At 42.0% G+C, this 17,365-nt stretch carries 14 protein-coding genes; all 14 read left to right on the top strand.

Features of this window, described 5'->3' with window-relative positions:
- Window positions 1–407: 407 nt before the first annotated feature.
- Window positions 408–2,153, top strand: a complete 1,746-nt coding sequence (locus EDD68_RS00215; protein ID WP_132369962.1) for a 2-oxoacid:acceptor oxidoreductase subunit alpha — start codon at window positions 408–410, stop codon at window positions 2,151–2,153.
- On the top strand, window positions 2,154–3,023 hold the full coding sequence (locus tag EDD68_RS00210) for a 2-oxoacid:ferredoxin oxidoreductase subunit beta (RefSeq protein ID WP_132369960.1): 870 nt from the start codon (window positions 2,154–2,156) through the stop codon (window positions 3,021–3,023).
- A 95-nt stretch (window positions 3,024–3,118) separates the two neighbouring features.
- Entirely contained in the window at window positions 3,119–3,550 is a 432-nt protein-coding gene (locus EDD68_RS00205; protein ID WP_132369958.1) for a thiol-disulfide oxidoreductase DCC family protein, read from the top strand.
- Window positions 3,551–3,638: 88 nt separating this feature from the next.
- Window positions 3,639–5,216 (top strand): tRNA (N6-isopentenyl adenosine(37)-C2)-methylthiotransferase MiaB, encoded by a 1,578-nt coding sequence (miaB, locus tag EDD68_RS00200; RefSeq protein WP_132369956.1) that lies wholly within the window; start codon window positions 3,639–3,641, stop codon window positions 5,214–5,216.
- A 1-nt stretch (window position 5,217) separates the two neighbouring features.
- Entirely contained in the window at window positions 5,218–5,643 is a 426-nt protein-coding gene (locus tag EDD68_RS00195; RefSeq protein ID WP_132369954.1) for a YlbF/YmcA family competence regulator, read from the top strand.
- A gap of 446 nt (window positions 5,644–6,089) precedes the next feature.
- Complete coding sequence (cotE, locus tag EDD68_RS00190; RefSeq protein WP_132369952.1) at window positions 6,090–6,644, top strand: outer spore coat protein CotE; 555 nt, start codon at window positions 6,090–6,092, stop codon at window positions 6,642–6,644.
- A gap of 156 nt (window positions 6,645–6,800) precedes the next feature.
- Window positions 6,801–9,374: a DNA mismatch repair protein MutS gene (gene mutS, locus EDD68_RS00185; RefSeq protein ID WP_132369950.1), complete on the top strand. Its 2,574-nt coding sequence runs from the start codon at window positions 6,801–6,803 to the stop codon at window positions 9,372–9,374.
- Between the two features lie 14 nt (window positions 9,375–9,388).
- Window positions 9,389–11,263 (top strand): DNA mismatch repair endonuclease MutL, encoded by a 1,875-nt coding sequence (gene mutL / locus EDD68_RS00180; protein ID WP_132369948.1) that lies wholly within the window; start codon window positions 9,389–9,391, stop codon window positions 11,261–11,263.
- Between the two features lie 187 nt (window positions 11,264–11,450).
- Window positions 11,451–12,392 carry a tRNA (adenosine(37)-N6)-dimethylallyltransferase MiaA gene (gene miaA / locus EDD68_RS00175; RefSeq protein ID WP_132369946.1) on the top strand — a complete coding sequence of 314 codons (942 nt, stop codon included), beginning with the start codon at window positions 11,451–11,453 and terminating at the stop codon, window positions 12,390–12,392.
- Window positions 12,393–12,424: 32 nt separating this feature from the next.
- Window positions 12,425–12,649, top strand: coding sequence for an RNA chaperone Hfq (gene hfq, locus EDD68_RS00170; RefSeq protein ID WP_132369944.1), 225 nt, complete (start codon window positions 12,425–12,427; stop codon window positions 12,647–12,649).
- A gap of 85 nt (window positions 12,650–12,734) precedes the next feature.
- A complete protein-coding gene (locus EDD68_RS00165; protein ID WP_132369942.1) occupies window positions 12,735–13,223 on the top strand; it encodes a hypothetical protein in 489 nt (162 codons plus the stop codon).
- Between the two features lie 232 nt (window positions 13,224–13,455).
- Window positions 13,456–14,397 carry an AAA family ATPase gene (locus EDD68_RS00160; RefSeq protein ID WP_424399135.1) on the top strand — a complete coding sequence of 314 codons (942 nt, stop codon included), beginning with the start codon at window positions 13,456–13,458 and terminating at the stop codon, window positions 14,395–14,397.
- 45 nt (window positions 14,398–14,442) lie between these two features.
- Window positions 14,443–15,681 carry a GTPase HflX gene (gene hflX, locus EDD68_RS00155; RefSeq protein ID WP_132369938.1) on the top strand — a complete coding sequence of 413 codons (1,239 nt, stop codon included), beginning with the start codon at window positions 14,443–14,445 and terminating at the stop codon, window positions 15,679–15,681.
- Window positions 15,682–15,687: 6 nt separating this feature from the next.
- Entirely contained in the window at window positions 15,688–16,965 is a 1,278-nt protein-coding gene (locus EDD68_RS00150; RefSeq protein WP_132369936.1) for a methionine gamma-lyase family protein, read from the top strand.
- Window positions 16,966–17,365: the final 400 nt, after the last annotated feature.

Raw genomic sequence — 17,365 nt, 5'->3', positions numbered from 1 at the left:
GGGCCACTATCATCGTCTGTAATGCTCATATGTTTTAGCGTGCCTTCGTTATATTCATAAACAGGGCTGTAGGGATGAGGTCTTTAAAAAAGATTATCATATCGCCAGTGGGGGTAAGGGGGTTATTCATTGGTTATTCAGCAATGTTCTGCAGGACGATATCATGATCGAATATACACCTTACATGTTAAAAACCTGCATGCAGGTATAATCACAAGTCCAATCAATACATAAAATAGTTTTGTTTGAACATTTTATTCCAGCAGTCTTGTCAGTCAGTAGATTACTTGAATTTTGCCAGAGGGAGGACTATGATAAGAGTACGTAAATTGTATTTTTTTGTACTATTGGATCGACTATGATTCTATGATGAGGTAGTATTGTAAATTTATTAAGGGGTGTCGTAAATGATTAATCAATTGTCCTGGAAAGTCGGCGGGCAGCAAGGTGAAGGAATTGAAAGCACCGGGGAAATTTTTGCAACCGCTTTAAACCGGCTTGGCTATTATCTTTATGGTTATCGTCATTTTTCTTCTCGAATTAAAGGAGGGCATACGAATAACAAGATTCGCGTATCTACTAATCAAGTCAGGACGATACAGGATGACTTAGATATTTTAGTAGCATTTGATCAGGAAACGATTGATGTGAACGTTCATGAACTCCACGACAAAGGGATTGTTCTTGCTGATGCAAAATTTAAGCCTTCTATTCCTGAAGGATCAAGTGTGCAGCTGATTGCTGTACCTTTTTCTGATATCGCAAGGGAACTTGGAACATCTTTAATGAAAAACATGGTCGCGGTAGGTGCATCCAGTGCGATACTCGGTTTAAACACAGATGCATTTCGGGAAGTGGTGGAACAGACGTTTGGCAAAAAAGGTGAAAAAATCGTAGAGATGAACATGAAGGCCATTGGAGAAGGAGCCAACTATGTCAGAGAACATCATCCTGATGCTTTGAATATGATGGAGCTGGCAGAGGCAGATGGAAAAAAACGTTTGTTTATGATTGGAAATGATGCGATTTCGATGGGATTCATCGCGGGAGGATGCCGTTTTATGTCGGCCTATCCGATTACACCTGCATCTGAAATTATGGAATATATGATCAAACATCTGCCTGATTATGGCGGAACGGTTATTCAGACAGAAGATGAGATGGCAGCCGCTACGATGGCAATTGGTTCCAATTACGCCGGGGTAAGGGCCATTACCGCTTCAGCCGGTCCGGGTCTATCGTTAATGATGGAATCGATTGGTCTTGCAGGAATGACAGAGACTCCCCTGGTCATTGTGGACACCCAGCGCGGAGGACCAAGTACAGGGCTTCCGACAAAACAGGAACAGTCCGATCTAATGGCCATGATCTACGGTACCCACGGAGAAATACCCAAAATTGTTATGGCCCCAAGTACGGTAGAAGAAGCGTTTTATGATGCCGTCGAGGCATTGAACTATGCTGAAGAATATCAATGTCCGGTTATTCTTTTATCCGATTTACAGCTTTCCCTGGGAAAACAGACGGTAGAACCCCTTGATTATGACCGCATTGAGATTCGCAGAGGGAAACTTCTTGGGGATGAAGATTTACCTGAACTGGAAAAGGGCGAATACTTCAAACGTTATGAAGTAACAGAAGACGGAATTTCCACAAGATTGCTTCCGGGTACGAAAAACGGCATCTTCCATGTCACCGGAGTGGAACATGACGAAACAGGCAAGCCGTCTGAAAATCCGGACAACCGTAAAAAACAGATGGATAAACGTTTAAAAAAGATTCATCATCTGCCTGAACGCTTCCCGACTCCGATCCATACAAATGAAAAACATGAAGAGCCTGATGTGTTGCTGGTTGGCTATCTGTCAACTAGAGGTGCGATTGAAGAAGCCATGGAGAGGCTAGAAACAGACGGATATAAAGTGAACCATGCCCATATCCGCTTAATTCATCCGTTCCCCGGTGACGAGTTAAGAAGGCTGGTCGAAAAAGCAAGACAGGTCGTCGTAGTGGAACACAATCACACAGGTCAACTTGCCAGCCTGATTAAAATGAACATCGGTTTCGGGGATAAAATGAAACATATCTTGAAATATGACGGTACGCCGTTTTTGCCAGGTGAAATTTATAAAGAATGCAAGGGGTTGTTATAAATGGCCACATTTAAAGATTTCCGCAATAAAGTCAAGCCGAACTGGTGTCCAGGATGTGGAGATTTTTCCGTCCAGGCATCCATTCAGCGTGCAGCTGCCAATCTGGGATTAGAGCCGGAAGATCTGGCCGTTATTTCAGGAATCGGCTGTTCCGGGCGAATTTCCGGTTACATTAACGCGTATGGTTTTCATGGCATTCATGGCCGGGCGCTGCCGCTTGCCCAGGGCGTCAAAATGGCTAACAATAACTTAACGGTGATTGCTGCAGGCGGTGACGGTGACGGATTTGCCATCGGAATGGGGCATACCATCCATGCGATTCGAAGAAATATTGATATTACGTATATCGTGATGGATAACCAGGTATATGGTTTAACAAAGGGGCAAACATCACCACGTAGTGAATTTGGTTTTCAGACCAAAAGTACACCTGAAGGTTCCATTGAATCGCCGGTTAACATAATGGAAATGGCTCTCTCAGCGGGTGCGACTTTTGTGGCTCAGGGCTTTTCCAGTGATCTTCAGGATTTAACAAGCTTAATTGAAGAAGGGGTTAAACATAAAGGATTTTCTTTAATTAATGTCTTCAGTCCCTGTGTTACCTATAATAAGGTCAATACCTATGACTGGTTTAAAGAAAATCTGATTAAACTTTCTGATATCGATGGCTATGACCCTCATGATCGAACCGTTGCAATGAAAACATTGATGGAACATAAGGGTCTGGTCACTGGCTTAATCTACCAGAATAAAGAACAAAAATCTTATCAAGAACTGGTACCAGGTTTTGATACAAATACACCGCTGAAAGATCACGATCTGAAAATCAGCAAAGAAAGCTTCGAACAATTAATGACTGAGTTTATGTAATCAGGCCCAAGCCTCCTGTATTCGGACAGGAGGCATATTTTATATTGGAACATTTTCCTGTTAAACGATACACTAGTATTTGGGAGGAAATTTACATGAAACATAACAATCAGCTTCTCGTTTTTTATGACAGCTGGTGCCCCCTTTGCATAAAGGCAAAGAATCAACTGGAAAAGGCTGATAGGAGGAACAGACTGTGTTTTTATAGTATCCGGGATGAATATAGGATCCAGGACTACAATCTAGATCCGAAAGAAGCAGAAAAGAGGATGACTTGCATAGATCTGCTTCGGAACAGGCGTTATTCCGGCATTTACTCCTTTCGGGAAATTTGCCGGCGCATCCCCCGGTATTATATTCTTGTACCCTTGTTACAATTAACCATATGGCTTGGCTTTGGGCAGACTCTGTATGATTGGATTGCAAAGAGAAGAACCATTATTCCACCAGGAGGCTGTAGTGATGATTATTGTCGTGTACATCCCTCAATTGAACATGAATATGAAGGAAAACAGAAAACACGATGAAAATGGTTAAATCCAAACTCATTATGGTTATAACGGATGTTAGATGTTATAATTAAAAGTTGTAAATCAACTGAAAGGAGCTTCGCAAATGAACGAAAAACAGCGAAAAGAACATACACAGCAAATTAAACAGGTGAATCCCGCGGACAAAAAATCCGTTCAGGATAACCTGGAGCGTTTAAAAAATAAAAAACCGGAAGATTTTATGAAATATTTCCAGACGACATTTCAGGCCCCTGATTTGAAAAAAGCGAAAAAGCGGGGGAAAGAGGAAGTAACGTATCACGAAGACTTTCATATCCCCGAAGATCTCACAGGAATTGGAAGGGGCAAAAAATTTCTCATCCGTACCTATGGCTGTCAGATGAATGAACATGATACGGAAGTGATGTCCGGAATTCTGATGGACATGGGATACGAGCCGACAACAGATACAAAAGACGCCGACATTATTTTACTCAATACATGTGCCATCCGTGAAAATGCAGAAAATAAAGTGTTTGGCGAAATTGGTCACTTAAAGCCTCTGAAACAGGAAAAACCTGATTTAATTCTTGGCGTCTGCGGCTGTATGTCCCAGGAAGAATCCGTAGTCAATAAAATTTTGAAGCAGTATCAGTATGTCGATCTCATCTTTGGCACCCATAACATCCACCGGCTTCCTCAACTCATCAAAGAAGCGATGTTCGGGAAAGAAATGGTGGTTGAGGTCTGGTCCAAAGAAGGGGACATTATTGAAAACCTTCCAAAGGCACGACAGGGCCATATCAAGGCATGGGTGAACATTATGTACGGATGTGACAAATTCTGCACTTACTGTATTGTGCCTTACACCCGCGGGAAAGAAAGAAGCCGCCGTCCGGAAGATATTATCCAGGAAGTACGCCAGCTGGCCGCTCAGGGCTATAAAGAAATCACGCTTCTTGGTCAAAATGTCAACGCCTACGGAAAAGACTTTGAGGATATGGACTATGGTCTTGGGGATTTAATGGATGAAATCCGTAAAATCGATATTCCAAGGGTCAGATTCACAACCTCTCACCCGCGGGATTTTGACGACCGTCTCATTGAAGTTCTGGCTAAGGGCGGCAACTTGATGCCATATATTCATCTGCCGGTACAATCCGGAAACAATCAAATTTTGAAATTAATGGCGCGTAAATATACCCGTGAAAGCTTCCTGGAACTCGTCAGAAAAATCAAAGAAGCGATTCCAGGCGTTGCCCTGACAACGGATATTATTGTGGGCTTCCCGAATGAGACGGAGGAACAGTTTGAAGATACCCTGTCTCTGGTTGAAGAAGTTGGTTTTGAAGGAGCATACACCTTTATTTACTCTCCAAGGGAAGGTACACCAGCAGCCCGCATGAAGGACAATGTTCCGATGGAAGTGAAGAAAGAACGTCTATATCGCTTAAATGAACTGGTCAATAAACAGTCCAGAGAAGCGATGAAAAAATATGAAGGAAACGTAGTAGAAGTGCTCGTGGAAGGGGAAAGCAAGAATAACCCGGATGTATTAGCAGGATATACACAGAAAAATAAACTTGTCAATTTTAAAGGACCAAAGTCAGCCATTGGTCAGCTTGTAAAAGTCAAAGTTACAAACGCCAAGACATGGACATTGGATGGAGAAATGGTCGAGGAAGCAGTGGAGGTGAACTAATATGGCTGAATATACAAGAAAACAGGTAGTAGAGGAAGCTGAAAAATTGGCGAAAATGCTAGCCAATATAGATGAAGTAGAAAGGTTTAAACAGCTTGAGGCTAAACTAAATGAAAATGAGAAAATACAGCTGTTAATCAAAAAAATAAAAGCACTGCAAAAACAGGCGGTAAACTTCCAGCATTACGGGAAAACAGAAGCATTAAAAAAGGTCGAGGCCGAGTTGGACCGGCTTGAACATGAACTGGATTCCATTCCGGTTGTACAGGAATTTAAAGATTCTCAGTTAGTCATTAATGACATTTTGCAAATGATCACCAACACCATTGCCCGGGAAGTTACAAATGAAATCATTCGTTCCACAGGCGGCGATTTGCTGAAAGGGGAAACGGGTTCCAGGAAGGCGAATTCTACCTGCGGTCACTAATTTGTTTGCAAGAATGCGTAATTAGGTGCAAGACCTAATTACGCATTTTTTATTGTTCAAAGGATCCCTTATCATGGTGAAACTTCGTAACAGTATATACGCTGGTTCGTCACGTGACGATGAGAGAAGTGCCTATAGGGCCTGGCTCAACATGAACTACCGGGTGACCCGGCTGCATATCCGAATAGCTATGTAGAACAAACACATCTGCATCCTGTTTTCATAGAGGAAGACCTTTTAAAATTTTGAGATGATCGATGATCCTGGCTCACTAATTCCCATTTGAAATATGAAGTTGATGACACATTTTATTGGGCAAATGCATAGACTTTATTAGACGGCTGTCTTGTGAAAAATATACCTGCAGTACACCTTTTCCTTCGATGCACTTCGGGCGAATGTCATGAATAAAGTATTTTGTAAGATACATGAAGGAGGTTACACCTATGTCATATTTTGACAAAGATTACCGGGAAATTATTACAAAAGCAGTATGTGGGAAGGGAAAGAAATTTACAGAAGCATCCCACACGGTCTCTCCTGCACATCGTCCTTCAAGCATTCTGGGTTGCTGGGTCATTAACCATCACTATGAAGCAAGGAAGAAAGGGGATTTTGTGGAGGTAAAAGGACACTATGATATTAATATGTGGTATTCGTATAACGATAACACAAAAACAGAAGTTGTAACGGAAAAAGTCTCCTATCTCGATAAAGTTCCGCTTGCTGTCAAGGATGAAAATTGTATCACCGATGACCTTGAAGTCATTGCCAGGGCGATTCAACAGCCCAATTGCCTTGAATGTAAAATTTCCGAAAACGGTCATAAAGTGATTGTAGAAGTGGAGCGGGAATTTTTAGTGGAGGTTATAGGAGAAACCAAAATTGTCGCAAAGATTGATCCCGATCATTCCTTTGATGACGAGGATTTTGAAATTGATGATCTGGAACAGGAATTGCTTGATATTGAGCCTGAGAGCAAAGAAAGCAGCGAACATTAAACTTTGTAAGGCAGGATCCTGGTATGCAGACGGTTCATATGAATGCTTAACAACCTGGCCAATTGCCAGGCTTTTTTCTTTTCAAGGTATCTTTTTATCTATGATATAATGATAGTCGTATATGTCAGATATTACGTATTTGATGGGGGATCAACTATGGCCGAATATACGCCGATGATTCAACAATATTTAAACATAAAATCACATTATAAAGATGCATTTTTGTTTTTCAGACTTGGTGATTTTTATGAAATGTTTTTCGATGATGCCATTCAAGCATCCAGAGAATTAGAAATTACCCTGACACAGAGGGATGGAGGAAAAGAAAAAATTCCGATGTGTGGGGTTCCCTATCATTCTGCCCAGAATTATATCAAAACATTGATTGATAGAGGTTACAAAGTGGCGATTTGTGAGCAGGTGGAAGACCCGAAACAGGCCAAAGGTGTCGTCAGGCGCGAGGTCGTACAACTGATCACTCCAGGTACAGTTATGGAAGATCAGATGCTCGATGAAAAGGAAAACAATTATCTCGTTTCCATTACCCCGTTTCCAGAAAATACATTTGTTATTGCTTATAATGATTTAACCACCGGCGAAAACAGTGTCTCCTTTGTAAGAGATGGCTGGGATGCAGCAGTCAGTGAATTATACAACCTTCCGGTCAAGGAAATTGTGGTTCCTTCTGATTTTTCGGAAACCTGGAAAGAGTCACTACTCCAGCTGATGAAGGTTACCGTATCCTTTGAGGATGAAACGGCTATTCCTGAAGAATATCAGCATTTACTGAACAATATAAACGAAGTCCGACTACAAGAAGGATTTGGCCGTTTGTTTCAATATATTTTGCGTACCCAGAAACGTTCATTGTCCCACATGCAGCCCGCTGTTTACATCGAGATCCAGAACTATATGAAACTGGATTTATATTCAAAACGAAACCTGGAAATTACGGAGACGATCCGCAAAAAAGGAAAAGAGGGTTCCCTATTATGGGTACTGGACCATACGGTAACCGCCATGGGCTCCCGGCTTTTAAAAAAATGGCTGGACAGGCCCCTGCTGGATCGGAAGGAAATCGAAAAAAGACATGCACAGGTAGAGGGAATGATGCAGCAATTTTTAGAACGGGAAGCATTGAGGGAGTCGCTCGATCGGGTTTATGACCTGGAACGGCTTTCCGGAAGAGTCTCCTACGGCAACGTCAATGCCAGGGACCTTATTCAATTGAAAAAATCACTGGGGCAAATACCGGCTATTAGGGAAACTCTCCGCTCCTTTAATCAGGATGACTTAAACAGGCTTGCTGATGAAATGAATCCCCTCACTGAAGTGAAAGACTTATTAGAAAAAAGTATTATGGACGATCCTCCATTATCAATCAAAGAAGGAGGAATCATTAAAGATGGGTTTAACGAAAAACTGGACGAATACCGGGATGCATCGAGAAACGGGAAAAAGTGGATTGCGGAATTTGAACAAAAGGAGCGGGAAAAAACCGGAATCAAATCATTAAAGGTCGGTTACAACAAAGTTTTTGGCTACTACATAGAGGTGACAAAAGCGAATTTACATCTTCTCCCCGAAGGAATGTACGAACGGAAACAAACGCTGACCAACGCCGAACGCTATATTTCACCGGAATTGAAGGAAAAAGAAACCTTGATACTCGAAGCAGAAGAAAAAAGTGTGGATTTAGAGTATGAGATCTTTATTCAGATCCGGGAACAAATTAAGCGGTATATTCCCAAACTGCAGAAGCTGGCGGAACAGATCAGCCAAATTGATGTACTGCAGAGCTTTGCAGCTGTCAGTGAACAAAATCAATATACGAAACCTTCATTTACCGGAGATGCCACCTTAAGAGTCAAGAATGGACGTCATCCAGTTGTGGAGCAAGTGATGAATGACGGGGCCTATGTCCCAAATGATGTTTACATGGATTCAGAAAACTTTATTCTGCTCATTACAGGTCCCAATATGGCTGGGAAAAGCACGTACATGCGCCAGGTAGCCCTGACGATACTGATGGCACAGATCGGCTGTTTCGTTCCTGCAAGTGAAGCAGACCTACCGATATTTGATCAGATTTTTACCCGTATTGGTGCAGCAGATGATCTGGTAGCTGGACAGAGTACCTTTATGGTAGAAATGCTGGAAGCCAATCATGCCATTTCCCACGCCACTGAAAACAGTTTGATTCTTCTTGATGAAATTGGCCGGGGTACGAGCACATATGATGGGATGGCTCTGGCTCAGGCGATTATTGAATATATTCATAAAAACATCGGAGCTAAAACATTATTTTCAACTCATTATCATGAACTGACATCCCTGGAAGAATCCCTGACAGGTTTAAAAAATATTCATGTCAAGGCGGAAGAACATAACGGAGAAGTGGTGTTTCTGCATAAAATTCGGGATGGGTCTGCCGATGAAAGCTACGGAATCCATGTTGCCAAACTGGCAGGACTTCCCATGGAACTGATTCAAAGGGCCAATCAGATCTTACATGATCTGGAACAGACAGATACATCATCAGCAAGTGAGGTTGCAGCAGCTGCCGAACAATTAAGTTTCTTTACGGAAGAAAAGGAACACGATCAAAAACCTTCTGTTTCAAATGCTGAAAAACAGATCATTTCCGAACTGAAGCAAATGGACTTGTTGGAAATGACCCCCCTTGATGCGTTAAATCAACTGTATAAACTTCAGAAAAAATTGAAATAAAAGGAGGGGAAACCGTGGGAAAAATACAGTTAATGCCGGAAAAACTGGCCAATAAAATTGCAGCAGGCGAAGTGGTTGAACGCCCCGCTTCCGTGGTGAAAGAACTGGTAGAAAATAGTATTGATGCAGGCAGCAGTTGGATTAAAGTGGAGCTGGAGGAGGCGGGTCTTTCTTTGATTAAGGTCATGGATGATGGAGAAGGAATGACGGAAGAGGACTGTGTTCAGGCCTTTCATCGTCATGCAACAAGCAAAATCCGAACCGAAGATGATCTGTTTCGGGTGAGGACTCTCGGTTTTCGGGGTGAGGCCCTTGCGAGTATTGCTTCTGTCAGCCGATTGACCATCCGTACGTCGCCGGGTAATCAGGCGGGCTGTATGTTGCAGCTGGATGGCGGACAAATTCAGCAGAAAGATAAAACCGACGCCAGAAAAGGGACCGAAATCACTGTAAAGGATCTGTTTTATAATACCCCTGCACGATTAAAATATATGAAAACCATCCATACCGAACTTGGACATGTTACGGACGTATTAAACCGGATGGCCCTATCCCACCCGGATGTCCGTTTTGAATGTCATCACAACGGAAAACGGCTGTTTTACACATCTGGCAGAGGGGATCTTCTTCAGGTGAGTGCCCAGATATACGGCATTCAGACGGCAAAGAAGATGGTCGCTGTAAAGTCAGAAACGCTTGATTTCACAATTGATGGATTTGTGGCAAAACCGGAAGTTACCCGGTCCAACCGAAATTATATTTCCACGATCATCAATGGACGATATATCAAAAGTCATCTATTGAATAAGGCAGTTATTGAAGGGTATTCCACCCTTTTGCCCATTGGAAAATATCCGCTGGCAGTTCTTCAGATTCAGATGGATCCGTATTTAGTTGACGTCAATGTTCATCCGGCAAAACTTGAAGTGAGATTCAGCAAAGAAAGGGAATTGTTTGAAGCGGTTAAAGAAGCCGTATATATTGCCTTGAAAAACGAACGTTTAATCCCTGAGGGAAAGAAAACAGTCAAACCGAGACATCCGTCCTATCAGCCTTCTTTTTCCTTTGATCAGTCATCATCGTCACAAGACACAAGGAACAAACGGGAAGAACCCACGTGGAATCAATGGGATCGCATAAAAGAATCAAATGCCAGAGAAGATGATATCCAGGGAGAAGATGGAAATGCAATCAAACATGTATCCAGAAAAACAGAATCCCACCAGGAACCAGTTGAAAAGCAAAGTGATTTAGAAGAAAGTCAAAAAAATACGGAACAGGGGAATGAAACCAGAGACGAAAACAGTAGAATTCCTGAAATGGAACCGATTGGGCAGCTGCATGGAACCTATATCCTTGCTCAAAACGAAGAAGGACTATATATTATTGATCAGCATGCAGCCCAGGAACGGATTAAATATGAATATTACCGGGAACAATTATCCCGTCCCACGGAGGACATTCAGGAATTGCTTGTACCGATTACCCTGGATTTTACAAGAAAAGAAGCTCTATTTTTGCAGGATCATCTGGAACAACTGAATCAAATCGGCCTGTTTATGGAACCCTTTGGGGAAAACAGCTTTATTGTACGGTCTCATCCAGCCTGGTTTCCCGAAGGAGAAGAGGAAGAAACCATTCGGGAATTGGTTGATCAGATTCTGGAAACCCAGAAGATTGATTTGAAGAAGCTTCGAAACGATGCTGCCGCACTAATGTCCTGTAAACGTTCTATTAAAGCAAACCATTATTTAAATAAAAATGAAATGGCCAGATTATTAAATGATTTACGGGCATGTGATGAACCATATACATGCCCCCACGGAAGACCCATTATCATCTTCTTTTCCGAATATGAACTTGAAAAAATGTTTAAGCGGGTCATGTAGCAGGAATAAATCGAAGCCGTCGCTGGCTTCTATTTTCTAAAAAGCCGGGTTTCTTCCAGGCTTTTTCTGTGTCCACCAGTGTCTTTCTGATCTAAAGCGTGTTTCTCATGGTTTTCTGATATATTCGGGTATGGTTTGGTTTAGCATCCTTTATCCTGTATAAACTTATATTGAGGTGTGATGCGTCATGAAAATACCAGTTGTAGCTGTGGTTGGCCCGACAGCTGTAGGAAAAACAAAACTGAGTGTGGAACTGGCAAAAAGGTTTTCCGGAGAAGTGATCAGTGGAGACTCTATGCAAATCTATAGGGGAATGGATATCGGGACTGCCAAAATCACCGAAAACGAAAAACAGGGAATTCCCCATTATATGATCGATATAAAAGACCCTGATGAATCTTTTTCGGTATATGAATTTCAACAGATGGTACAACGTCATATTCAACAGATTCATAAAAGGGGAAACCTCCCGATCATAGCCGGGGGTACAGGTTTTTACATTCATGCGGCATTATATGATTTCCAATTTACGGATCTCCGACGGAACGAACAATTTGAACAGGAGTTAAAAGAACAAATCGAGAAGCGCGGTATGGAACCATATTATGAGCGATTAAAAGAGATTGATCCGGAGCACGCTGAAAAAATACATCCAAATAATATACGGCGTGTCATCCGTGCCCTTGAAATCTATGAAACAACCGGAAAAACCATGACGGAAATTCAGCGGGAGCAAACAAGTGATTCACCTTACCATCCGATTCTTATTGGGCTGGAAATGGATCGGAACGAATTATATGAACGAATTAATCGCAGAGTGGATCAAATGATGGAACAGGGACTTCTGGATGAGGTGACTCGTCTTTATGAGAAGGGACTCAAAGATACTCAGGCCATGCAAGGAATCGGTTATAAAGAGTTCATTCCTTATTTCGAAGGTGACATATCCCTGGAGGAGGCAGTCGAAATGTTAAAACGAAATTCCAGGAGATATGCCAAGCGTCAATATACATATTTTAAAAATAAGCTTGATGTCCGCTGGTATTCGGTGTCTGAAAAGACGGCTGAGGAAAATTTTTCAATAATTTTTGATGAATTAGAAGGAATGCTTAAAAAAATCACGAAATAAGGAATATAGATAGAAAAGAGGAGGAAGAAAGAATGGCTCAAAGTGTCAATATTCAAGATCAATTTTTAAATCAGCTTCGTAAGGACCGTGTTCCTGTCACTGTCTTTTTGTTAAACGGATTTCAATTACGGGGAGTTATCAAATCGTTTGATAATTTTACGGTATTGCTTGAAACCGAAGGCAAACAGCAACTCATCTTTAAACATGCAATATCTACCTTTTCCCCGGCTCAGAACGTCAACATCAGCCAGGATTAGGGAAGTCCAACAAAACGGATGCATCCAGCATCCGTTTTTTGTTTATCCGAATTTCTCTGCGGTGATTCCTTATATTCTACAAATCGTGTATAAAAAAGTTTGCAGGGTTAGGGTAATGGTCACTGGTAATATCATTTTTCCATTATGGGCACTGCTGTTTTTACACCCTCTTTTCCTGCTGGTTATGCTGATGGGCAATCTGATTATTGATAGTGCTGTTGCACTGGTTTTTTCTAAGTTAACAAACATTCAAATGGAGAGAAATACATTTATCAGGTTGATCCTCTCTATATGGGTGGCGGGTTTTCTGGCTGATTTGGCAGCTTTTGCATGGTTGTTTCTAATGGCCATGGGATTTGACTTCGTTGATGTATATTGGATATACACGAGTATTTTCAGTATAATCACCTTTTTTTCTGCCATTATTTTAGCAGCTGTTACCATATATTTGATCGACAAAAAAATGGCATTGAAAGCCGGGTTTGTTGACCATCAGGCAAAATCATTTGCCTTCATTATGGCCGTTGTGACTGCACCTTATTTAATGCTCATTCCAACGCCTATTTTTTTATAAAGCTTTTATTGGTTGGTGCTATGTTCATTCGAGGTGCAATTGTTCGTGAATCGAGCTGGAAATGAAATGACCTCGGGTGCAGCAATGTCATTTCAAAGCTTAACCATTGAAAGACAACCGCTTATGTTCCGGAGTTCTTTTGATGCTGTTCACTCCGTTTTTTAAAGGAAAATACTAATGGGCATTTGTCACAATTACCCCTTTTTTTTCGTATATTAAAAGTAAGTAAGGGGTGAGTGAATTGGATGTTAATGCAAAACGTAAGGGTCAAATCAATATTGTATTGCAGGATCAAAATTCAGTCGAGACAACCAAAAAACCATCCGCTTCTGTGGGAACAGGTTTCAAAGATCGCTTCAAAATCATCGAAGAAACATTCTCTTCGTTTATTGGAATGGATGATATGAAAGATTTACTGAAAGAAATCTATGCGAATGTAATGATCAGCCAGAAAAGAGAGCAGGCCGGATTTAAGACTGAGCCCCAGATGCTTCATATGTTGTTTAAAGGAAATCCGGGCACAGGGAAAACAACAGTTGCCCGAAAAATATCCGAACTGTTTTATGAAATAAAACTGTTGAGCAAAGGTCATTTCATAGAAGCCGAGCGGGCTGATTTAGTCGGGGAATACATTGGTCATACTGCCCAAAAAACAAGGGATCTCGTCAAAAAGGCCCTCGGGGGAGTTTTATTTATTGATGAAGCATATTCACTTGCCCGGGGCGGGGAAAAAGATTTTGGGAAGGAAGCAATCGATACGCTCGTCAAGCATATGGAAGATCATTATCAGGACTTTGTTTTAATCCTGGCGGGTTATCCAGAAGAAATGGATCATTTTTTATACTTAAATCCTGGATTAAAATCCCGGTTTCCAATCATCTATCACTTTCCGGATTATACCATAGACGAACTCATCGAAATTGCAAAAATGATAACGAGACAGAAGGAATATCGACTTTCTAAGTGCGCCATACAAAAAATACGCATACATTTATATCAGATGAAAAGGGAACAAAAACTATCTACATCCAATGGAAGATATATCCGCAACATGATCGAACAGGCGATTCGGAGACAGGCATTTCGGCTGGTGGCAAAAAATTTATTTCGCCCCTCAGATCTGCTGTATTTAACGGAAGAAGATTTTCACTTTACGGAGGAAAACAGGTTATAATACAATCATAAGGCATGAGAAAACGAAGAACAGAAGGAGCGTATTATGGAGCAAAAGGAAAGGGTATTGCTGGCAGCGTGTTATTTGAACGGAGATGATGAAGAACGGTTTGAATCATCTCTAAAGGAATTGCAATCTTTAACCGAAACCGCAAAGGGGAAAGTGGTTGAAATTGTCACACAAAAACGGTTAGCTGTCCACCCTTCTACGTATATAGGCGGCGGAAAGCTTCAAGAAATCAAACAATTAGCCGATGACCGGGATATTGATCTTGTCATTTTTAATGATGAGCTGTCTCCAGCACAATTGCGTAACATTTCCCGAACCGTTGACGTTCGGGTCATTGACCGAACACAACTTATTTTAGATATTTTCGCTGCGCGTGCAAAGACGAAAGAAGGAAAACTGCAGGTGGAACTGGCTCAGCTTCAATATCTGCTTCCCCGTCTTTATGGCAAGGGGGTTGAGCTTTCCAGGCTCGGTGGCGGTATTGGAACAAGGGGTCCTGGAGAAACGAAATTAGAAACGGATCGCAGACATATTCACCGGCGAATGACCGAAATTAAACGGCAGCTTCGGACCGTTGTCAATAACCGGAAACAGTATCGACTGAGAAGACAAGAAAACCATGCCTTTCAAATAGCGATTGTTGGTTATACGAATGCCGGAAAATCGACCCTTTTTAATCAATTAACGGAACGATTTTCTCTGGAAGAGGACCAGCTATTCGCTACACTGGATCCAATGACAGGAAAGATTCGCCTGCCGGGAGGATTTCAGGCCATTATTTCAGATACAGTTGGTTTTATTCAAGATCTCCCAACGACATTGATTGCTGCTTTCCGTTCAACTCTGGAAGAGATCTCTGATGCCGATTTAATACTGCATGTAGTTGATGCTTCCGCCAAGGACTATCCTGAACATGAACATACCGTTTATGGGCTTTTGAAGGAGCTTGATGCTGATCACATTTCCACACTCACTGTATACAATAAAAAGGAATTCATCAGTAGGCCCTATACACCCGTATCCCACCCATTCATTAAGATAAGCGCACTGGACAAAGAGGATGTGGAGGAGCTCAAGCATACGATTGAAAAGATCCTGAAAAAACAATGGGTTTTTTACGAAAAGAACATACCGATAAAAAACGGGAAGTTGGTCCATCAGCTTAAAGAACATACCATAGTGGAGTCCAGGGATATTATCGAAGATCAGGAACTTTATCGAGTTTCAGGTTATGTGAACCCTGAACATCCAATATATCAGCAGTTGAAGGAGTAGAAAAATATGAACATGAACCAATTGGAACATCTGGCAGAACGGGCAGAAGAAAAAATCCGGGATCAGTTCAGACATATATCGAAAATAACTGAATATAACCAGAGAAAAGTGTTGAATGCTTTTCAAAAACACCATGTGAGTGACAGCCACTTTTCTGAATCGACCGGTTACGGTTATGACGATTTTGGCCGTGAAACACTGGAAAACGTCTATGCCGACGTATTTTCTGCTGAAGATGCCCTTGTTCGCCCCCAGGTTATTTCAGGTACCCATGCTATTACGATTGCTCTTTTCGCCTTATTGCGTCCAGGGGATGAATTGCTGTATATAACCGGAAAACCATATGACACTCTGGAAGGAGTCATAGTAGGAAGTGGTAGTGACACAGGATCTCTGAAGGATTTTGGCATCCAGTTTCAATATGTGCCATTAACTGGGGAGGGAAGAGTTGATTTTGACGGCATCAAGAAAAAAATCCATGACCGTACAAAAGTGATCGCGATCCAGCGCTCCCGGGGGTATGCAGACCGTCCTTCATTTTTTGTCCATGAGATTAAGGAAATGATTGATTTTGTAAAAGGGATCAAACCGGACAGCATATTCTTTGTGGATAATTGTTACGGTGAATTTGTTGAAGAAATGGAGCCTACCGATGTCGGCGCTGATCTTATGGCAGGTTCTTTAATTAAAAATCCCGGTGGCGGGATCGTTCGAACAGGAGGTTATCTGGCCGGCAAAAAGAAACTCATAGAGCTCTGTGCCAACCGTCTCACTTCACCGGGACTTGGTAAGGAAGCCGGGCCTAATTTAAATACATTAAGGGAAATGTTTCAGGGACTGTTTTTAGCTCCACATGTTGTGGGCGAAGCGTTAAAAGGCGCTTATTTCACATCAGCATGTTTAGAAGAAGTGGGGCTTAGAACCGAGCCTTCCAGCAATGATAGGCGAACAGATTTAATTCAATCGATTAAATTTCCGAATGCCGATTCCATGGTAGCTTTTTGTCAGGCTGTTCAGAAAGCCTCACCTGTGAATTCCCATGTGACACCATACCCAAGCCCTATGCCCGGATATAGTCATGAAGTCATTATGGCTGCGGGGACATTCATACAGGGAGCCAGTCTTGAGTTAACCGCAGATGGACCGATCAGACCGCCTTACATAGCCTTTTTTCAAGGCGGTTTAACCTATGAACATGTAAAAATTGCTGTAAAAGATGCGACCAGGCAGCTGGCTGAACGATCTCTATTAGATCCATTATCTCTTACCATGAATAAAGGCTGACACACTTTCCGTTTGTGCCAGCCTTTATAATTTGATCAAGTATGAAGTCTGATCGACGTAGTGGGCATGATGTGTAAGGTAAATAGATAAGGGCAACTACGCCTCTGCCTTCGCCTGTCGGCTTGTCAATCGGCGAGTTTTCTTTACCCTATCTTCCGATCTCATGCCAGCGCTGAAGTATAATCGACGTAGTGGGCATGATTTTTATGGGAGATAGATAAGGGCAACTACGCCTCTGCCTTCGCCTGTCGGCTTGTCAATCGGCGAGTTTTCTTTACCCTATCTTCCGATCTCATGCCAGCGATGAAGTATAATCGACGTAGTGGGCATGATTTTTATGGGAGATAGATAAGGGCAACTACGCCTCTGCCTTCGCCTGTCGGCTTGTCAATCGGCGAGT

The organism is Melghiribacillus thermohalophilus, assembly GCF_004342905.1.
In the GTDB taxonomy this organism is placed as follows: domain Bacteria; phylum Bacillota; class Bacilli; order Bacillales; family Alkalibacillaceae; genus Melghiribacillus; species Melghiribacillus thermohalophilus.
This window is presented reverse-complemented; position numbering and strand designations above follow the sequence as displayed.